Source organism: Salinivibrio sp. KP-1 (assembly GCF_000968645.1).
GTDB lineage: Bacteria > Pseudomonadota > Gammaproteobacteria > Enterobacterales > Vibrionaceae > Salinivibrio > Salinivibrio siamensis.
In genome coordinates, this window is record NZ_LAQR01000003.1 from 167,641 (window position 1) to 186,862 (window position 19,222).

The window sequence follows — 19,222 nt, forward strand, 5'->3', positions numbered from 1 at the left end:
GCATGCGTTTCGATAAGGGGGCGGGGCCTAACCCGCCGCCCGCCGCTCAGAGGTGGTGGTCAGGTATTGGCGCGGCACTCGGCCGGTCACTTGGCACACGAGCTCATAGCCGATGGTATCGACCAAGCGGGCAATGCGCTCGACGGGAAGCTCGGGCCCCCATAACACCGCCTCATCCCCCACTTTGTCAGTGGCATCTGGCCCTAAATCGACCGTGATCATATCCATCGATACCCGCCCAGCAAGTGGCACTTCGCGGCCATTCAACCAAACAGGGGTGCCATCGGGCGCCAGTCGTGGGTAGCCATCACCATAACCGATGGCTATCACACCAATCAGCGTATCGCGCTCGCTACGCCAGCGCGCGCCATACCCTACCGGCTCACCGGCTTTTAGCTTGCGAACGGCCATCACCCTTGAGGTTAAGCGCATAGCTGGTTTCAAGCCCAGCTGTTCACCCGTCAGTTCAATCCGCGACGAAATGCCATATAGGCAAATGCCGGGTCGTACCCAATCAAAGTGACTTTGCGGCCAAAACAAGGTTCCCGACGACGCCGCCAGTGAGCGTTCACCCGGCAGTCCTTCTGTCACCTGTGTGAAGGTGTCTACTTGCGCTTGCGTAATGGGGTTATCCATTTCATCGGCACAACCAAAATGACTGAGAAAGCCGATGTCAGGCGCCACATTGTCACACGCTGTCAAGGCAGAGAGCGCGTCTGGTACTTGGTCCGGCTCGAAGCCTAAGCGATGCATCCCTGAGTCGACCTTTAACCACACGGGTAAAGGCTCACTCAGTGCCGCGTTAGTCAGCATGGTGACTTGCTCATCACAGTGCACCGTGGCGGTCAGTTGGTGTTCAACCAATAGCGGCAGCTCGTCGGCTTCATAAAAACCTTCCAACAAAACAATAGGCAAGCGTATACCGGCCTGTCGTAACGTCAGTGCTTCTTCAATCCGTGCCACCCCAAAAGCATCGCTATAAGGCGCAAGTGTGGAGGCCACTGAGACCAAACCATGGCCGTAACCATCCGATTTAACCACTGTCATCACTTTGCTATTGGGCGCTTGGCGACGCATCACCTGGATGTTGTGTATCATCGCCTCCGGATCGATAACGGCTTTGGCCGCATTCGTCATGATAAAAGGATTACTCGTCATCAAACGCCGGCCCTGCATAATTATCAAATCGCGAATACTGCCCTTGGAAAGTCAGTCGTACTGAGCCAATCGGGCCGTTACGCTGTTTACCAATCAGGATTTCTGCAATCCCTTTCATCGCACTTTCCGGGTTATAGACTTCGTCGCGGTAAATAAACATGATCAAGTCAGCATCCTGCTCAATGGCACCCGATTCACGCAAATCCGAGTTAACCGGGCGTTTGTCGGCCCGTTGCTCCAACGAACGGTTAAGCTGTGATAGCGCCACCACAGGCACATTCAGCTCTTTCGCGAGCGCTTTGAGGGAGCGGGAGATCTCGGCAATCTCAAGGGTTCGATTCTCTTGCAAGCCAGGAACACGCATTAGCTGCAGATAGTCGACCATGATCATGCTCACCCCACCATGCTCACGGGCAACACGGCGCGCGCGTGAACGCACATCCGTCGGCGTCAGGCCGGAGCTGTCATCGATGTACATGTTCTTTTTCTGCATTAAGATCCCCATCGATGACGAGATACGCGCCCAGTCTTCATCATCAAGCTGGCCGGTACGGATCTTGGTTTGGTCAACCCGTGATAGCGAAGCCAACATACGCATCATCAGCTGTTCCGCTGGCATCTCGAGCGAGAAAATGAGTACCGGCTTTTCTTGATCCATCGCCGCGTTTTCACACAGGTTCATCGCAAAGGTGGTTTTACCCATTGAAGGACGAGCCGCCACGATCACCAGATCAGAAGGCTGCAAACCTGCCGTTTTCTTGTTCAGATCAGTAAAGCCGGTCGATACGCCCGTGACGCCATCTTGTGGGGTTTTGAAAAGCTCTTCGATGCGTTCAAGGGTTTTACTGAGCACCGAGTCGATATGTTGCGGCCCTTCTGTCTCGCTGGTGCGCGACTCAGCAATGGCAAACACCTTACTCTCTGCCATATCGAGCAGATCTTCTGATGTGCGACCTTGGGTATCATAACCGGCGTCCGCAATTTCATTCGCCACTCCAATCAAATTACGCACCATAGCCCGTTCACGGACAATATCCGCATAAGCGACGATATTCGCCGCACTTGGGGTGTTTTTCGCCAACTCTGCGAGATAGGCAAACCCACCCACATCATCCAAATGTCCGCCTTTTTCTAAATGCTCAGACAGGGTGATTAAATCCAGCGGCTTGCCTTCATCGAGCAACGACTTGGTAGACTCATAAATCAATCGATGCGGGCGGCTGTAAAAGTCATGGCCAACCACTTTTTCCGCAACCGCATCCCAGCGCTCGTTATCCAACATCAAGCCACCCAACACAGACTGCTCGGCTTCGATAGAGTGTGGGGGCACTTTGAGGTTAGCGACTTGCTGATCTTTTGCGGGTTTACGATTGTCTGCCATAAAAACTCACCTATTGCTACTGGGGGTCATTATACCCGCTGTCCTCGCAGGACGCTGCCCCATGCAGCATTTTTTTCCAAACGCTGAATAAGTCCCCGAGATTTTAACTTAAATTTGACCGCCTAGGAGGCCAGGACACCTAGGATAAGGCGCGATATTGTCAACAGGTGATTCACGATGAAAGTGCCATCCCTCTTCCTTGTGATGTCCACATTATATATCCCTTTTAGCCACGCCACGGAGACCACGTCATCCCCTTGGCAAAGTGATTTGTCGTTAGGACTGCAACAATTAAGCGGCAATGCCGATTCACAAACAGTCAACGGGGAAGTGAATGGCCAATATGATGGCGAACAAACACGTTATCAAGCCAGCGCGAGCGTGCTACAAGTGGAAAAAGATGGCGAGGAAGATAAACGCAAAACAGAATTAGAAGCCCAGGTAAACCGTGGTATTAGCGCGCGCAGCTATGTCTTACTGAACGCTACCTATGTCGCTGACCGCTACGGTCCCTATTACGATGACTTTATGCTAGCCACAGGGCTTGGTCATCAATGGTGGCAAAGTGACACACTCTCACTGAGCACGGAAGTGGGGCCAGGGTATCGCTACCAGCGTCCTAATCTTGATGAAATCGACGATGACGATCTCATCATGCCTTACTCGGTTCGCGAGCCGGTGATTCGTGCACAGGCTAAAGGAGAGTGGCAACTGGTCGACAGTGTCAGCTTAGAGGGGAGAAGCATAGTGATATCAGGTGCCAGTAATACCAGCGTGGAAGGCGCCGTCACTCTGGCTTCCACCATTACTGAGAAGCTTTCGATAAAAATAACCAGCAAACAAAATTATATGACGGATGTGCCACCAGGATTGAAGCACCACGACAGCGTGCTAACCGTCGGTCTTCGTTATCAGTGGCTATAAAAGACGAAAAAAAACCAGCCCGAGGGCTGGCTTTTTATCAACGTTTTGATGCGCGATTAAGCAGCAACAACGTTTACTTTTACGGTTGCGAACACGTCATAGTGCAGCTGTACGCTGATTTCGTACTCACCAGTGTGACGCAATGCGCCCTCTGGTAGACGCACTTCGTTTTTCGCAATTTCAACGCCTGCTGCAGTCACAGCATCAGCGATGTCACGGGTACCGATAGAACCAAATAGTTTACCTTCATCACCCGCTTTAGAAGCGATTTCAACCGCTTCTAGTGCTTCAACTTTTTCTGCACGCGCTTGAGCGGCTGCCAGTTGCTCAGCAACTTTCGCTTCTAGCTCAGCACGACGTGCTTCAAAGTGTTCGATGTTGGCTTTGGTTGCCATAACTGCTTTACCCTGAGGGATAAGGAAGTTACGCGCATAACCAGATTTAACAGTTACCTGATCACCTAGGCCACCCAGGTTACCGATTTTATCAAGTAGAATAACTTGCATTCTTCAATCCTCTCTAACTTGGACAGTTCCGATTACTGATGCTTGTCAGTGTACGGCAGCAGGGCCAGGTAACGAGCGCGCTTGATAGCACGAGCCAGTTGACGCTGATACTTAGCACGAGTACCAGTGATACGGCTAGGTACGATTTTACCTGATTCGGTAATGTAATTTTTTAGAGTCGCTACATCTTTGTAGTCGATCTCTGTAACGCCTTCTGCAGTGAAACGGCAGAATTTACGACGACGGAAGAAACGTGCCATGGGCTTATCTCCTGATCTAAATGTCTATGATGTTGTCGGCATGCAATACCCATTTACCCTCGCCTTGTCGGCTGGTTTGGTAGGCGAGAAACCCGCTTACCTTGATATGGCTGCCTAAAACTAAATTTTGCGTTTGTTGTGTTGACACTTGCCCACTGGCTACCACAGATAAGCGACAAAACACTTGTCGAGGTAGGTCAGCTTCAACCTGCGTGGAACGGTGCTCTAACACAAAGTGACAGTGCGGAATTCCTGCAGGACTTTGGCGACGGACCGGACCTTTACTGATAACACCAGCAAGCTCCAACCGATTGGTCATCACAGCAATTACTCAGCTGCGTTTTCGCCTTCAGCTTGCGCTTCAGCTTTTGCTTCTGGTTTCGCTTCTGGGCGCTCTTCACGCTTAGCGGTACGCTCTTCTTTAGCCTTCATCATGACAGATGGCTCAGTGATAGCGTCTTTGGTACGCATGATCATGTTACGGATCACCGCGTCGTTGAAGCGGAACATGCTTTCCAGCTCGTCAATCACAGCCTGCTCAGCTTCTACGTTCATCAGAACATAGTGTGCTTTGTGCAGCTTGTTGATTGGGTAAGCCAGTTGACGACGGCCCCAGTCTTCTAGACGGTGGATTTGACCGCCTGCATCTTTGATAGACGCAGTGTAACGCTCGATCATGCCAGCAACTTGCTCGCTTTGATCAGGGTGCACCATGAATACGATTTCGTAATGACGCATTGAGTTGCTCCTTACGGATTAATCAGCTTCCACAATTGGCTCGGTCGTCCAGCGGAAGCAAGGAACGAAAAGTAAAAGACCGAGAATCAGGCGCGAGATAGTACAGAATTGCAGCGCCATAAGCAAACAGATTTTCTCTTTATCCGCTTATCTTTCTGTCACCGTGTCACCACAACGTCAAAAGGCCCTCGCTGCGTTACTTATCGGAACACGCGCCTTATCCTCCCCCTTTACAACATAGAATGTGCGCACCACTTAATTCGCTCAAAACAACAACCTACTGATAACATTCTCCGTGACATAGACCGAAAAAGCATGACAAATCGCAAAAAAATCAAGAAATCAAGCCTGCAAACTGTCAAGTTTGTTTAATTTTCAACCGACATCACGCTATTGATGCACTTCTTTTTTATCGATAATTAATTTCTGAACCCGCGCTCAAATTATTACACCTTCGCCTCCATTTCTTGGCATTCATTGCCCAATATAACCACTTTGTTGCCTAGACTTGACTTGGAAGTCGGTTTTTTAGTGCAAAAAGCGTAGGGAAGGACGCATCAATCACTGACTGCATTGATGAAATTCGCTTCAAAAATTTTGGGAGCAAAATATGAAACTGATGACGCCATCACGTGCCGTCGCGCTAGGTTTGGCGGGACTCGCGTTAACTAGCCCCAGCGTGCATGCTGCGGTTGATTGCCAGCCCCTGCCCGGTTGGCAGAATGGCAATACCTACACCAAAGGGGATCAAGTTAAGGCGGACAATACCGCCTATGAGGCAAGGTGGTGGACGCAAGCCGATCCTGCCACTCAGTCTGGCGAGTGGAAAGCATGGAAAATCCTCGGCCAGTGCGCGGGCAGCGTTAACCAAGCCCCTACCGCAACCTTAACCGTGTCACCGTCTGGACCCGTTGAGGTTGGCGACACACTCACCTTCACCCTTGCCGGGGCCGATACGGATGGCACAGTGACCTCATTCGTGCTCTCACAAGGCGACACTGTCTTATATGAAGGTGCAGAAGCGACCACCATTGACTGGCAAGCCGAACAAACGGGTCGTTTTACCTTTACTCTCACCGTGACCGACGACAAAGGCGCCACCGATACCCTAACATTGCAACAGGTGGTGGGTGATGACCAAACCGGCGGCGATGAGTATGCCTGTCGTCCGGCTGGTTTATACACCACCCCCGATGTCGACGTGCCGTATTGCTCGGTGTATGACGAGAACGGCCTTGAATACATGGGCGCTGATCACCCTCGCCGTGTTATCGGCTATTTCACCAGCTGGCGAAACGGTGCCAACGGCCAGCCCGCTTATTTAGTCAGCGATATTCCTTGGGACAAGATCACCCACATTAACTACGCCTTTGCTCACGTCAATGCGGACAACCAATTGTCTATCGGCGATCCCAATGCCCCCGATAATCCAGCAACCCAAATGACCTGGCCGGGCGTGGCCGGCGCAGAGATGGATCCAACCCTGCCGTACAAAGGCCACTTTAACTTGCTCAACAAGTATAAAAAGCAGCACCCCGACGTGAAAACGCTGATCTCCGTGGGTGGCTGGGCCGAAACTGGGGGCTACTTCGGTGAAAACGGCGAGCGTATCGACAGTGGCGGTTTCTACACCATGACCACCAATGCCGATGGCAGCGTCAACCAAGCAGGCATTAAGGCTTTCACCGACAGTGCCGTCGCCTTCTTGCGCCAGTATGGCTTTGATGGTCTAGACATTGATTATGAATACCCATCGTCAATGAAAGACTCGGGGCATCCGGACGATTTCGAATACTCTAACCCACGTCGGGCGCACTTGAATAAATCCTACCAAGTGCTGATGAAATCGCTACGTGAAGCGCTCGATAAAGCCAGTGCACAAGATGGCAAGCACTATATGCTGACCATCGCCGCACCGTCATCGGGTTACTTATTGCGCGGGATGGAAACTTTCCAAACCACCCAATACTTAGATTACGTCAACATCATGAGCTATGACCTACATGGGGCATGGAATGATCATGTTGGCCATCAAGCGCCACTGTATGACACCGGCGAAGACTCAGAGCTTAAACAGTGGAATGTCTACCAAACGCCTGAATTTGAGGGGATTGGTTATTTAAATACCGACTGGGCAGCAACCTATTTTATGGGCGGTATGTCACCCGGCCGTATCAATATCGGTATCCCGTATTACACCCGCGGCTTTAAAGACGTACAAGGCGGCGATAAAGGCCTTTGGGGACGCGCACCACTGCCAAACCAAAGCGAGTGCCCAGCCGGCACCGGTGTCGGTGAGAAAAACAAATGCGGCAACGGTGCAGTCGGGATAGATAACCTTTGGCATGATGTGGACGAGCTCGGCAACGAAGTGCCTGCTGGCTCTAATCCTTTGTGGCATGTGAAAAACCTGCTCGACGGCAAACTACCGGCCTATGCCGCGAAGTACGGGCTCGACCCTGAACAAGATCCTAGCGATCGCCTCACCGGTAGCTATCAAGCTTATTACGATGACATCGCCAAAGCGCCATGGGTTTGGAACGAGGAAAAAGGCGTATTCCTGTCGATGGAAGACGAAACCTCGATGGCCGAAAAAGTCGACTACGTGATCAATAAAGGTCTAGGCGGGGTGATGTTCTGGGAGCTTGCGGGGGATTATCGCTATGATGATCAGCGTCAAGCCTACTTTATGGGCGATACCCTGACTTCGCTGGCGTACCAAACCTTTAAGCAAACTGGCAGCGACTACTCACTGCAACGTGGCGATGCCAACTTCCAAGTGCCAAGCGAGCAAGTGGATGTCACCTTTGACGCGCTGAACTTCCCAGTGGGCGATGACAACTATCCTATTCGCCCCACGTTCCGCTTTACCAACCACTCCGATCTGGACTTATCGGGCGCCACCATCAGCTTTGATGTGCCAGTTTCCACCTCGGCCATTTTTAAATCTGACTGGAACGCTCAGAAAAAGCTACGCATGGAAGTGGTCCGTGATAGCAGCAACGCCAGTGGCAACAACATCGGCGGGTTTGATGCTACGCATCATCGCTTTGCCATCACCCTGATTAACGAATGGGGCGGCATTGAGCAAAGCTTTAAGCCCGGTGAAACCTTGGATGCTCAGGTGATGTACTACATGCCGATCACCAACCCGACCAATATCACCATCGAAAAAGATGGCCAGCGCTATGCGGTGAAGCAGGAGTATCCAAACCTTCCGCCTGCGCTACCCGGTAGCACCAGCCAAAGTGGCGGAGAGTCTCAGTGTCCCGGCGTCGATGTTGCCAGCCTGAGTACCTATCCCAACTGGCCTAACGGGGGCAACCATGCCAGCGGTGGCGACCAACTTATCTACCAAGAGGCGGTATGGGAAGCCAAGTGGTGGACCCAAGCGGCACCCGGTGGTCAAGCTTGGCGCCAAGTCTGCAGCCTCTAATCCATTTCTGGTCTTGAATGCGGGGGCTGCGTGCCCCCGTTAAGGAGTCGTTATGTTCAAGTCTTCGTTCACACAGTTTTCCTGCCGTACCGCCGTGGCCCTTGCGTTGGTCGCAAGCAGTTCACAGGTGATGGCACATGGCTATTTAGACAGCCCCAAAGCGCGCCAAGCGATTTGCCATGAGCAAGGGGGCTACTGGTGGCCTTCAGATGGGTCACGTATTCCCAATGCTGCCTGTCGCGCTGCGTTCTTAGAGTCGGGGCACTACCCGTTTGTGCAACACCACGAATCAGCGCAATTGGTGGCGGATTACCGCAATATGGATGCGGTGAAAGCGGCCGTTACCGATGGCAACTTATGTGGTGCCGGCGATCCCAATAAAGCCGGGATCAGTTTGCCCTCACCGGATTGGCAACGGACCGAAGTCACCCCAGATGGCAATGGCCAAATTGACGTACGTTTTCGCGCCACCACACCTCACAACCCAAGCTATTGGGAAATTTATCTCACCAAGCCAGACTACAACGGCGCGACCGATGCGCTGACGTGGGATGATCTCGAGAAGATCGACACCTTTGGCGATCTGCCCATTGTGATCGGCGATGACGGAAACCGTTATTACGAGATGACCGTGACCCTGCCCGCCGATCGTCAAGGTGACGCCATTCTCTATAGCCGTTGGCAACGCATTGATCCGGCCGGTGAAGGCTTCTACAACTGTGCCGACATCACTATCACCCCCAGTCAGACAGCGCCAGCCCAATGGCACGAGCTGGGCTACTTTGTCCCACATCCACAAATGGCAGCTTTGGGCGATCGCGTACGTGCCCGCTTGCACAACCGCCAAGGCCAAGAAGTGGTAGATGTCACACTCACATTGACGGACCAAAATGTGGCGAATTGGCCACACGCGCTGGCCAGCCTTATCGAACAACAGGCTAACGAGCCCTTACGTATCGGGGTGATGCGCAACGGTGAGATCCAGTTTAATGCCGATGACGTGGTGCAAAACCAAGTCTTTAGCCATCACGATAGCTATAGCTTCAACCTGTCGGTGATCCCGGCTACCGACGAACCCACCAGCAACCTGCCCGCGTGGAGCGCTTCTGAGGTCTATGTGGCCAAGGATCGCGTGCGCTTCGGCGACAACATCTACCAAGCAAAATGGTGGACACGAAACGAGCAACCCGGCGCTGCCCTTGTTTGGCAACGCGTGACACAATAAGGAGCAAACATGAAGCCAATGACCCTACTCTCTCTGGCGATTGCTGGGGCACTGGGTGCCAGCCACGCCGTGGCGGCCCCCTCAACCCCAAGTTTGGACTGGAAGCCACAAAACTATTCTTTTGTTGAAGTCGACGAATATGGCCGCGGATCTTACAAAGATCTGGTGCAACGCGTGGACGAAGTCCAAATTGAAATTAAATGGAATGCCTGGTCCGGTGATGGTGGTGATAGCTACAAGGTGTACTTTGACGATCAGGTCGTTAATCAAGGCACCTTACCCGCAGGAACCAAATCTGGCGTTGTCACTTTCCCCTATGACAAAGGCGGCCGCCACCAGCTTAAACTCGCCTTATGTGAGGGAGGCGTGGATGGCCAGTGCGCGACCAGTGCCGCCAAACCCATCGTGATCGCAGACACCGACGGCGTGCACCTTGACCCACTGCCGATGAATGTCGACCCCAATAACAATGACTACCCCAAACAGCCTGATACCGTGGTGGGAGCATACTTTGTCGAATGGGGCATTTATGGCCGTAACTTCGATGTCAGTCAGGTGCCCGCGGGGAATCTCACCCACATCTTATATGGCTTTATCCCCATTTGTGGCCCCAATGAGTCATTGGGCGACATCGAAAATGGCAACAGCTTGCGCGCACTAGAGCTCGCCTGCCAAGGCTCAAAAGACTATGAAGTGGTGATCCATGACCCTTGGGCGGCGGTTCAGAAAAAACTGCCCGGCACACCAGCTAAAGATCCGATTGGTGGCACTTATGCGCAAATGATGGCGCTCAAGCAGCGCTACCCGGATCTGAAAATTCTCCCATCTGTGGGCGGCTGGACCCTATCAGACCCCTTCTATGATTTCACCGACAAAGCCAACCGTGACGTCTTTGTTGCCTCGATGAAAGAGTTCCTACAAACCTGGAAGTTCTATGATGGGGTCGACATTGACTGGGAATACCCGGGCGGTGGCGGTGCCAACCCAGATCTGGGCAATCCAGATAAAGACAGCCAAGCCTACGCGGCCTTAATGCGTGAGCTGCGCGCGATGTTGGATGAGCTCGAAGCCGATACCGGCCGTGAGTACCAACTCACCTCGGCCGTCGGTGCCGGTTATGACAAAATCGCCAACGTCGATTACAGCGCCAGCGCACCGTACATGGATTACATTTTTGCCATGACCTACGACTTTTTCGGGGCGTGGAATAATGTCACCGGCCACCAAACCGCCATTTACTGCGGCAGCCATATGAGCACCGATGAATGTGATGGTACTGGCGTCGATGATAACGGCGAGCCCCGCAAAGGCCCTGCCTACACGCTCGATAATGGCGTGCAATTACTGCTAGAAAGCGGCGTACCACCGGAAAAAATGGTGATTGGTACCGCGATGTACGGCCGTGGCTGGGAAGGCGTTTTCCCTGCCAATGCGACCGATCCTAGCAACCCGATGACCGCACCCGGAAATGGCCCGATCAAAGGCAGCACCGCAGACGGTATTTGGGAAGCCGGTGTGATTGACTACAAAGGCATCGTCAAATCCATGCTCGGCAGCGCGGGGAACGGCATCAATGGTTTTCAACCCGGCTATGATGAGCAAGCCGAAGCGGCTTATGTTTGGAACCCAGACAACGGTAAGCTCGTCACTTATGACAACCAGCGCTCGGTCAAAGCCAAAGGCCAGTATGTGCGTAATCATAACTTTGCCGGTTTGTTTGCTTGGGAAATCGATGCCGACAATGGCGATATCCTTAATGCGATGCACGAAGGCCTAGCACAGGATGGTCAGCCGCCAGTCAATAGTGCTCCAACCGTCACCCTTGCGCAGCAAAGCTATACGCTGGCGCCCGGAGCGTCGTTAACCATTGCCGCCAATGGGCGTGATCGGGATGGCGATGCCCTGACCTATCGCTGGCAAGGCGATACAGCGTTGACCCTGACTAATAGCGACACGGATTCGGTCACTGTGACCGCCCCCGATGTGAGCACCAGCACCGACTATTCCCTGTCGGTGACGGTATCGGACGGCCAAGCCGATGACGAGGCCAGCGCCATCATTAAGGTGGTGGTACCGGGTGAAAACCAAGCCCCCACCGTGGCGCCTATCGCCCCTGTTAGCCTGAAAAGCGGTGAGCAAACCAGTGTGACGATTGAGGCAAACGACCCAGATGGCGATCCACTTAGCTACACCTACCGTGCATCCGGCGATCTGGCCGTTTCTGGCTCCGGTGATCAGGTGACCCTGACCGCGCCCACCGTGACGGAGAATCGCGACTATGTGGTCACGGTCGAGGTCAGCGATGGCGACAACACCACGCAAGCGCAATTCACGGTAACCGTGACGCCGGCCAGTGGCTTACCAACGTGGGATGAAAACACTGTGTATGTGGGCGGCGATCGTGTCCTGTATCAAGGGGTTGAGTATCGCGCCAAGTGGTGGACCAAAGACCAGCGCCCAGACCAAGGCGGCCCATGGGAGCGCGTCGGGGATAGCCAAGCCAACCAAAGCAGTGAATGGCAAGCGACCGTCGCTTATTCCGGTGGCACTGAAGTTGAATATAACAACCAACGCTACCAAGCCAAGTGGTGGACGCAAGGCGACAAGCCGGGCAGCGCCGCAGTCTGGCAATTGCTGTAACGAACTGCTTTTCCTCCCAAATAAAAAACGCCCCAAGCTGGGGCGTTTTTCTTCAACGTTGAGCAAGAGGCGCTGTGCTTAACGACGCTGACGCACCGCTTCATACAAACAGACGCCGGTCGCCACGGACACGTTCAAGCTCGACACGCTACCCGCCATTGGGATCCGGATCAGCTCATCACAGGTTTCACGGGTCAAACGGCGCATGCCATCTCCTTCTGCACCCATCACTAAGGCGAGCGGCCCCACTAATTTGGTGTCGTAAACATCATGATCGGCTTCACCCGCGGTGCCCACAAACCACACGCCCTGCTCTTTGAGCGCGCGCATGGTTCGCGCTAAGTTGGTGACGCGCACCAAAGGCACCACTTCAGCGGCGCCACAGGCCACTTTTCGCGCCGTGGCATTGAGCTGAGCGGACTTGTCTTTCGGGACAATCACCGCACTGACTCCCGCCGCATCCGCGGTACGTAAGCACGCCCCCAAGTTGTGGGGGTCGGTGACACCATCAAGTACCAGCAACAAGGGGTTCTCGGTATTGGTGAGAATCGCCTCCAAGTCATTTTCGTTGTACTGACGGCCCGCTTTGACACGTGCCACTATCCCTTGGTGCGACGCACCTTGGGTTTTGTCGTCTAAGGCCTTGCGACCCACTTGTTGGATGCTGACCCCCAACATCGCAATCTCATTTAGCACAGGTACCAGACGTTCATCCTGGCGCCCTTTTAACACCATCACTTCGATAAAGCGGGAAGGGTCGGTCGCTAAAATCGCTTTAACGGCATGAATACCGTAAATTACTTCATTACTCATGATTTACTTCTTTTTCTGACCCGCTTTGGCTTTTTGTTTCTTCGCCTTTTTCTTACGCGCTTTTTCCGCAGGCGATTTCACTTTACGCTTTTTGCCGTTTTTATCTGCAGGCGCCTTGTCTTCTTCAACACTTGGCACCGCACCACGTTTAAGCTGTTGGCGAACCGAGGTTCGCTCACGACGGGCTTGCGGGTCTTTATTCGACTCCGCTCGGCCTTTTTTACGTTTGTCACGAGCCGTTTTACCCGGGCGACGAGCTTTGCGTTCAGAGCCTACCAGCTCAAAGTCGATTTGTCGCTCATCCAAGTTCACCGCCAAGACTTTCACTGTCACCTGATCGCCGAGTCGGAACACACGGCCAGACCCTTCGCCCACCAAGCGTTGCCCTACCATATCAAAGCGATAGTAATCATTATCGAGGTTGGAAATATGGACTAAACCATCGATATGTAGCTCATTAAGGCGAACAAAGAAACCAAAACCAGTGACATTAGCAATCACGCCTTCCAGCTCATCACCAACGTGATCTTGCATGTACTCACATTTGAGCCAGTCCGATACATCTCGGGTGGCATCATCGGCACGTCGCTCTGTTTTCGAGCATTGCTCACCCAGCACATCCATATCATCAAACGAGTAGTGATAGCCACCGGTCGGGGTCCAACGGTCTTGGTTTTTACCCGCTTGCTTGGCAATCAGGTATTTAAGCGCTCGGTGCAACAGCAAATCCGGATAGCGACGAATAGGCGAGGTAAAGTGCGCGTATTGCTTGAGCGCCAAACCAAAGTGGCCTTGGTTATCCGCTTGATACACCGCTTGCTTCATCGAGCGGAGCAGCATGGTTTGAATCAGTTCACTGTCAGCACGACCATGCACCACATGCATCAGCGCCGCGTAATCTTTCGGCGTCGGCTCGAGGCCACCGCTGAGACTCAAGCCTAACTCGCCTAAGAAATCTTTAAAGCCGCTGAGGCGCTCTTCGCCCGGCGCTTCGTGGACACGATAAAGCGCCGGCTCTTTGTGTTTTTCCACAAAACGGGCAGACGCGACGTTGGCCAAGATCATACACTCTTCGATGATCTTGTGTGCATCATTACGCTCCACCGGCACAATGCGGTCGATTTTACGCTGTGCGTTGAAAATAAACTGGGTTTCCACCGTCTCGAATTCAATCGCCCCGCGTTGCTGACGTGCATCGCTCAGCACCTTATACATATCGTGTAAGGTTTCTAAGTGCGGGACCAGAGAACGGTAGCGCTCTCGCAGCTCCTCGTCGCCTTCCAAGATATGGGACACCTTGGTATAGGTCAGACGCGCGTGGGAGTTCATCACCGCTTCGTAATGTTTGTAACCAGATAACGCCCCTGATTCTGAAATCGTCATCTCACACACCATACACAGGCGGTCGACTTGCGGATTCAGCGAGCATAAGCCATTAGAAAGCACTTCCGGCAACATCGGCACGACTTGGTTAGGGAAATACACCGAGTTGCCGCGGTTTTGCGCTTCTTTATCCAGCGCCGAGTCAGGACGCACATAGTAACTGACATCGGCAATCGCCACCCACAAGCGCCAGCCGCCAGAGCGTTTACGCTCACAATACACCGCATCATCAAAGTCGCGGGCATCTTCACCATCGATGGTCACCAGTGGTAAATCACGCAGATCGACACGCCCCTCTTTGGCTTTTTCTGGCACCTCTTCACTCAAGTTGTTGACTTGCTTGAGCACAGCATCCGGCCATTGATGGGGAATATCATGGGTGCGCAGTGCAATCTCGATTTCCATGCCCGGCGCCATGTTCTCGCCCAGCACTTCGACAATCTTACCGACAGGATTGGTTTGGCGGGTTGGCCGCTGCATGATCTCGACCACCACCACATTGCCCATACGCGCACCTTGGGTTTGTTCTTTGTCGATCACAATATCTTGACCAAGACGGCTATCATCGGGCACCACAAAGCCCATACCGTCTTCCACAAAGTAACGGCCTACAATCTGGCCTTGGCGCGCTTCGAGCACGCGAACCACACGGGCTTCTTTGCGCCCACGCTTATCGGTGCCGACACCTTGTGCTAAAATCACATCACCATGCATCACGCTCCGCATTTGATGATGCGGCAGCATCCAATCATCGTGGTTGCCTTTACCTTCTGGACGCAGAAAGCCAAAACCGTCACGATGACCAATCACGGTCCCTTTGACCAAGTCCAACCGCTCGGGTAAGGCGTAGCACTGACGACGGGTAAACACCAATTGTCCATCACGCTCCATGGCGCGCAGGCGTCGACGTAGCCCTTCATACTGCTCATCACCAGCTAGGCCCAGATGTGAAAACAGATTATCGCGACTCACTGGTGCCTTGAAGCTGCGGATAACTTCCAGCAAATGCTCGCGGCTGGGCACCGGATTCTCGTATTTCTCCGCTTCGCGTGCCTGGTGAGGATCGGCTGCGAGGCTGCTCGGGGTATTATTTGTCGAACCTGTGTCTTGCGACATAGACCTTTTCCTATTGGCGTATGTTGATTTCATTATATCTGTAAACTGTCGCTATTGCGCCGCGATGATCGCAGTTTGACGTTTTGTTTCAGCGCCTTGCTTGCAGGCAACGAGAGGAGCATGGCGCATTGGCCATATCAAATCAGATTGGGAACAGATGTGTATAGAGAGTGTAACGGATTTTGCGCGCAAAGTCGCCTACTGACAAGACCGACGGCTACCAGTAGCTGGTGCGCCGTTTAGCACGGGCGATAATGTTTTGCGGCATCCGCGCCTCAAGTGCTGAACGTAACTGTGCGATACGATTACGGGTGCGAGAATCCGCGGTGATGGTTTGATATAACCAGCGGTAAGCGTCTTCATAATCAAGCGGCGAACCGACATCGTCCACCAGCAACTCTGCCAGCTGGATCCGGGCACGCGTATCCCCCAACGAGGCAGCTTCACGTAAATAAGGGATCGCACGGTGCTGATCTTGCTGCACCAGTGTGCCATTGGCGTAGTAACGGCCAATTTGCTCCAATGCGGCGGGTAGCCCTTGCTGAGCCGCTTGCTTCATGTAGTAAACACCGAGATCCGCGTCTTGCTCAACACACACACCCCACGCCAGCATATCGCCATATAAAAATTCATAGGCAGGGGAGCCCACACGGGTGGCACGGGCTTCAATATCTTGTACGAGCTGGCATTCGTCTTGTTTGACGCGCTCAAGGTGAGAGTTGGTTTCAAACAGCGTGATAAGCTCACTTTCTTCGTATAAAGGCACAGCCGCCCCGACGTCCGCATGGGCCGTTGCTGTCGTCAGCGTCGCTGTCGTCAAAGAAAGTGAAAAAATCAGCGTTCGAAACTTCATGCCTACTCGCTATTCAACCAAGAAACCCAACAGCAACGCGCACGCTCGCCGTGTGCTTTTTTGTATCGGCACCTTGCATACTGACTTTAGCAAAGGCGGCAAGTTTTTTCCGCTTTCACGCGATTTGGCTTCCTACGCCACACTAAAATATGAAAAAAGCCAGCGATCAACGCTGGCTTTTGGTATCGAACCGTCTTACGTGCTTAACTATTAAAAGGATGCACTTTGATAATGGTTTCGTTACGGTCTGGACCGGTCGAGACCACATCGATAGGCACACCAGTCAGCTCTTCGATACGCTTGATGTAGTTCAGTGCAGCTTGTGGGAGCTCATCCAGAGACTTCACCCCAAAGGTGTTTTCACTCCACCCCGGCATGCTTTCATAGATAGGCTCGATGTTCTCATACGCGTCAGCTGCTAGTGGAGACACCTCAACGGTTGAACCGTCTGCCATCTTGTAACCGGTACAAATTTTGATTTCTTCCAAGCCGTCCATCACGTCAAGCTTGGTTAAGCAGAAGCCTGATACCGAGTTAATCTGTACGGCACGACGCATGGCCACCGCATCAAACCAACCACAACGACGCTTACGGCCAGTGGTGGCACCGAATTCAGCGCCCTTGGTACCAAGGTGCATGCCAATCTCATCATCCAGCTCAGTCGGGAATGGGCCTGCCCCTACACGGGTGCAGTAAGCTTTCGCAATACCCAATACATAGCCAAGATGACGAGGACCAAAGCCAGAGCCTGCCGCCACACCACCAGCGGTAGTGTTCGATGAGGTCACATACGGATAGGTGCCGTGGTCGATATCAAGCAAAGTGCCTTGCGCGCCTTCAAACATGATTTTGTCACCACGCTTGCGGGCATCATCCAGCTCTTGAGTCACGTCCATCACCATGCCGGTGAGGATGTCCGCTTGCTCCATGACTTTCGCCAAGGTCTCTTCGTAGCTTACTGGCTCGGTTTTGTAGAAATGCTCAAGCTGGAAGTTATGGAACTCCATCACTTCTTTAAGCTTTTCAGCAAAGGCTTCTTTGTCGAACAAATCGCCAACGCGTAGGCCACGACGGGCGACCTTGTCTTCGTACGCAGGACCAATACCACGGCCTGTGGTACCGATAGCTTTCTTACCGCGTGCTTGCTCACGTGCTGCGTCAAGCGCAATGTGATAAGGCAGGATCAGTGGACACGCTTCTGACAGGAATAGGCGCTCACGCACAGGCACGCCACGTGCTTCCAGCTCACCCATTTCTTTCAGCAAGGCGTCCGGGGACAGCACCACACCATTGCCGATAATGCATTTAACGTTGTTGCGGAGGATACCAGAAGGAATCAAGTGTAGGACGGTCTTTTCACCGTCAATGACAAGAGTATGACCTGCGTTGTGACCGCCTTGGTAGCGAACCACGTATTTTGCATCTTCAGTCAAAAGATCAACGATCTTTCCCTTACCTTCGTCACCCCATTGGGTGCCGAGAACGACTACGTTATTACCCATCTTCTTCGATATGCAGCTAGTTAAAAATGGATTCTAGCACCTTAAAAACTCGGTTGCAGTCATTTTTTAACCGTATTGACATTTTCACTTGTCTGCTCGGTGCCAGGTGGCTGAATGCTAGGTTAAAAGCTGGTAAGCCAGCACACTCCCAATCACCACTAAGCAGCCACCAATACGCCGCAACTGGGTGTCAGATTGTTCACCTAAAGCCATGACCATTTGTCGCCACTGTTTCGGCAGTAACATCGGCCCTAACCCCTCAACCACTAATACCAGCGCTAGCGCGCCCCACAAGCTAGTCATTCTTACCTCCTACGTCGAAAATAAGGGATGACGACATAAAAAAAGACAAGGCCAGAGCCTTGTCTTTTATGCGTCGCTACCCATCTAACGATTTACTTTTCTATCGCTTCAGGTTGCTTCATGTATTTGAAGAAATCACTCTTCGGATCCACGACGAGCATATCGCTCTTGCTGTTAAAGCTCTTACGATACGCTTGTAGCGAGCGAACAAAGCTATAAAACTCAGGCTCTTTTTTGAAAGCGCTGGCAAATAGCTTCGCCACTTCTGCGTCAGCTTCACCACGAGTGATCCGCGCTTGACGTTCTGCTTTGGACAAAATCGTCGCCACTTCGAGCTCCGCTTGCGCACGAATGATTTCCGCTTGCTCGCGACCCTGTGCGCGATGGCGACGGGCTACGGCCTCACGCTCAGCACGCATACGCGCATAAATCGACTCACTGATTTCACTCGGTAGGTTGATACGCTTGATACGCAAGTCAATCAACTCAATCCCTAAATCACGCGAGCCCTCGCTGGCCGCCCGCTCAAGGACACTTTTCATCACTTGATCACGTTTTTCAGACACAATCTCTTTGATGGTCTTGTTACCAATTTCGGCACGCAGGCCATCGGCAACACGACGTTGCAACAGAGATTCAGCCGTCAATTTATTACCGCCCCCTGTGGACAGATAGTACTGGCCAAAGTCTTTAATACGCCATTTGACGTAAGAGTCGATAATAACGTCTTTTTTCTCCGCGGTAACAAAGCGGTCAGCGCGATCATCCATGGTTTGAATACGCGCATCCAAGGTCTTAACGCGATCAAACAACGGCAGTTTGAAGTGCAGACCGGGCTGGTAGATTTTCGCCACGTCGTTATCCGCTTTAAGTACACGTCCAAAACGGATCACAATGCTACGCTCACCTTCACTCACCACGAAGATCGACATCAAAAAGACCACTGCCGCTAGGACGACAACTGGGATCATCATCTTACGCATG

General features: G+C 52.7%; 16 protein-coding genes. 4 read left to right on the forward strand and 12 right to left on the reverse strand.

Translation table 11 applies throughout. The features are described 5' to 3' along the window. Window positions 1-27: 27 nt before the first annotated feature. Window positions 28-1,158: an alanine racemase gene (gene alr / locus WN56_RS07085; RefSeq protein ID WP_046074365.1), complete on the reverse strand. Its 1,131-nt coding sequence runs from the start codon at window positions 1,156-1,158 to the stop codon at window positions 28-30. After that, entirely contained in the window at window positions 1,148-2,539 is a 1,392-nt protein-coding gene (locus WN56_RS07090) for a replicative DNA helicase (RefSeq protein ID WP_046074366.1), read from the reverse strand. The genes alr and WN56_RS07090 overlap by 11 nt, the downstream gene beginning before the upstream one ends. Window positions 2,540-2,716: 177 nt before the next feature. Between WN56_RS07090 and WN56_RS07095 the strand changes: the two genes are divergently transcribed. Beyond that, window positions 2,717-3,463: a YdiY family protein gene (locus WN56_RS07095; RefSeq protein ID WP_046074367.1), complete on the forward strand. Its 747-nt coding sequence runs from the start codon at window positions 2,717-2,719 to the stop codon at window positions 3,461-3,463. 56 nt (window positions 3,464-3,519) lie between these two features. On the opposite strand, the gene rplI is transcribed toward WN56_RS07095, so the two are convergent. The 4 genes from rplI to rpsF are packed head-to-tail and all read right to left on the reverse strand — an operon-like array spanning window position 3,520 to window position 4,967. After that, window positions 3,520-3,969 (reverse strand): 50S ribosomal protein L9, encoded by a 450-nt coding sequence (rplI, locus tag WN56_RS07100; RefSeq protein WP_046074368.1) that lies wholly within the window; start codon window positions 3,967-3,969, stop codon window positions 3,520-3,522. Between the two features lie 32 nt (window positions 3,970-4,001). Beyond that, window positions 4,002-4,229: a 30S ribosomal protein S18 gene (gene rpsR, locus WN56_RS07105; protein ID WP_021023493.1), complete on the reverse strand. Its 228-nt coding sequence runs from the start codon at window positions 4,227-4,229 to the stop codon at window positions 4,002-4,004. 16 nt (window positions 4,230-4,245) lie between these two features. Further along, window positions 4,246-4,548, reverse strand: coding sequence for a primosomal replication protein N (priB, locus tag WN56_RS07110; RefSeq protein ID WP_046074369.1), 303 nt, complete (start codon window positions 4,546-4,548; stop codon window positions 4,246-4,248). A gap of 8 nt (window positions 4,549-4,556) precedes the next feature. Beyond that, window positions 4,557-4,967, reverse strand: coding sequence for a 30S ribosomal protein S6 (gene rpsF, locus WN56_RS07115; RefSeq protein ID WP_046074370.1), 411 nt, complete (start codon window positions 4,965-4,967; stop codon window positions 4,557-4,559). Between the two features lie 610 nt (window positions 4,968-5,577). Here rpsF and WN56_RS07120 point away from each other — a divergent pair. Genes WN56_RS07120 through WN56_RS07130 form a run of 3 tightly spaced genes read left to right on the forward strand, consistent with a single transcriptional unit; the run spans window position 5,578 to window position 12,268 of the window. Beyond that, complete coding sequence (locus tag WN56_RS07120) at window positions 5,578-8,403, forward strand: glycosyl hydrolase family 18 protein (protein ID WP_052708038.1); 2,826 nt, start codon at window positions 5,578-5,580, stop codon at window positions 8,401-8,403. A gap of 52 nt (window positions 8,404-8,455) precedes the next feature. Continuing rightward, window positions 8,456-9,628, forward strand: a complete 1,173-nt coding sequence (locus WN56_RS07125) for a lytic polysaccharide monooxygenase (RefSeq protein ID WP_052708039.1) — start codon at window positions 8,456-8,458, stop codon at window positions 9,626-9,628. Between the two features lie 9 nt (window positions 9,629-9,637). Next, complete coding sequence (locus tag WN56_RS07130) at window positions 9,638-12,268, forward strand: glycosyl hydrolase family 18 protein (RefSeq protein WP_046074371.1); 2,631 nt, start codon at window positions 9,638-9,640, stop codon at window positions 12,266-12,268. Between the two features lie 78 nt (window positions 12,269-12,346). Here the strand turns inward: WN56_RS07130 and rlmB are convergent, their stop codons facing one another. The 6 genes from rlmB to hflC all read right to left on the reverse strand — a co-directional run bounded on the left by rlmB (window position 12,347) and on the right by hflC (window position 19,221). Further along, window positions 12,347-13,081: a 23S rRNA (guanosine(2251)-2'-O)-methyltransferase RlmB gene (gene rlmB, locus WN56_RS07135; protein WP_046074372.1), complete on the reverse strand. Its 735-nt coding sequence runs from the start codon at window positions 13,079-13,081 to the stop codon at window positions 12,347-12,349. 3 nt (window positions 13,082-13,084) lie between these two features. Then, window positions 13,085-15,580 carry a ribonuclease R gene (gene rnr / locus WN56_RS07140; RefSeq protein WP_046074373.1) on the reverse strand — a complete coding sequence of 832 codons (2,496 nt, stop codon included), beginning with the start codon at window positions 15,578-15,580 and terminating at the stop codon, window positions 13,085-13,087. 217 nt (window positions 15,581-15,797) lie between these two features. Beyond that, on the reverse strand, window positions 15,798-16,433 hold the full coding sequence (locus tag WN56_RS07145; RefSeq protein WP_046074374.1) for a tetratricopeptide repeat protein: 636 nt from the start codon (window positions 16,431-16,433) through the stop codon (window positions 15,798-15,800). A 203-nt stretch (window positions 16,434-16,636) separates the two neighbouring features. Next, window positions 16,637-17,935: an adenylosuccinate synthase gene (locus tag WN56_RS07155; protein ID WP_046074376.1), complete on the reverse strand. Its 1,299-nt coding sequence runs from the start codon at window positions 17,933-17,935 to the stop codon at window positions 16,637-16,639. Window positions 17,936-18,052: 117 nt separating this feature from the next. Then, window positions 18,053-18,238: a DUF2065 domain-containing protein gene (locus WN56_RS07160; RefSeq protein WP_046074377.1), complete on the reverse strand. Its 186-nt coding sequence runs from the start codon at window positions 18,236-18,238 to the stop codon at window positions 18,053-18,055. Window positions 18,239-18,330: 92 nt separating this feature from the next. After that, the gene (gene hflC, locus WN56_RS07165) at window positions 18,331-19,221 is read right to left on the reverse strand and encodes a protease modulator HflC (RefSeq protein WP_046074378.1); all 891 of its coding nucleotides are present in this window, start codon (window positions 19,219-19,221) and stop codon (window positions 18,331-18,333) included. Window position 19,222 lies beyond the last annotated feature (1 nt).

Bases quoted from the DNA above. Each gene is read 5' to 3' on its own strand.
- alr (WP_046074365.1), bottom strand. From the start codon at position 1,158: ATGACGAGTAATCCTTTTATCATGACGAATGCGGCCAAAGCCGTTATC.
- WN56_RS07090 (WP_046074366.1), bottom strand. From the start codon at position 2,539: ATGGCAGACAATCGTAAACCCGCAAAAGATCAGCAAGTCGCTAACCTC.
- WN56_RS07095 (WP_046074367.1), top strand. From the start codon at position 2,717: ATGAAAGTGCCATCCCTCTTCCTTGTGATGTCCACATTATATATCCCT.
- rplI (WP_046074368.1), bottom strand. From the start codon at position 3,969: ATGCAAGTTATTCTACTTGATAAAATCGGTAACCTGGGTGGCCTAGGT.
- rpsR (WP_021023493.1), bottom strand. From the start codon at position 4,229: ATGGCACGTTTCTTCCGTCGTCGTAAATTCTGCCGTTTCACTGCAGAA.
- priB (WP_046074369.1), bottom strand. From the start codon at position 4,548: ATGACCAATCGGTTGGAGCTTGCTGGTGTTATCAGTAAAGGTCCGGTC.
- rpsF (WP_046074370.1), bottom strand. From the start codon at position 4,967: ATGCGTCATTACGAAATCGTATTCATGGTGCACCCTGATCAAAGCGAG.
- WN56_RS07120 (WP_052708038.1), top strand. From the start codon at position 5,578: ATGAAACTGATGACGCCATCACGTGCCGTCGCGCTAGGTTTGGCGGGA.
- WN56_RS07125 (WP_052708039.1), top strand. From the start codon at position 8,456: ATGTTCAAGTCTTCGTTCACACAGTTTTCCTGCCGTACCGCCGTGGCC.
- WN56_RS07130 (WP_046074371.1), top strand. From the start codon at position 9,638: ATGAAGCCAATGACCCTACTCTCTCTGGCGATTGCTGGGGCACTGGGT.
- rlmB (WP_046074372.1), bottom strand. From the start codon at position 13,081: ATGAGTAATGAAGTAATTTACGGTATTCATGCCGTTAAAGCGATTTTA.
- rnr (WP_046074373.1), bottom strand. From the start codon at position 15,580: ATGTCGCAAGACACAGGTTCGACAAATAATACCCCGAGCAGCCTCGCA.
- WN56_RS07145 (WP_046074374.1), bottom strand. From the start codon at position 16,433: ATGAAGTTTCGAACGCTGATTTTTTCACTTTCTTTGACGACAGCGACG.
- WN56_RS07155 (WP_046074376.1), bottom strand. From the start codon at position 17,935: ATGGGTAATAACGTAGTCGTTCTCGGCACCCAATGGGGTGACGAAGGT.
- WN56_RS07160 (WP_046074377.1), bottom strand. From the start codon at position 18,238: ATGACTAGCTTGTGGGGCGCGCTAGCGCTGGTATTAGTGGTTGAGGGG.
- hflC (WP_046074378.1), bottom strand. From the start codon at position 19,221: ATGCGTAAGATGATGATCCCAGTTGTCGTCCTAGCGGCAGTGGTCTTT.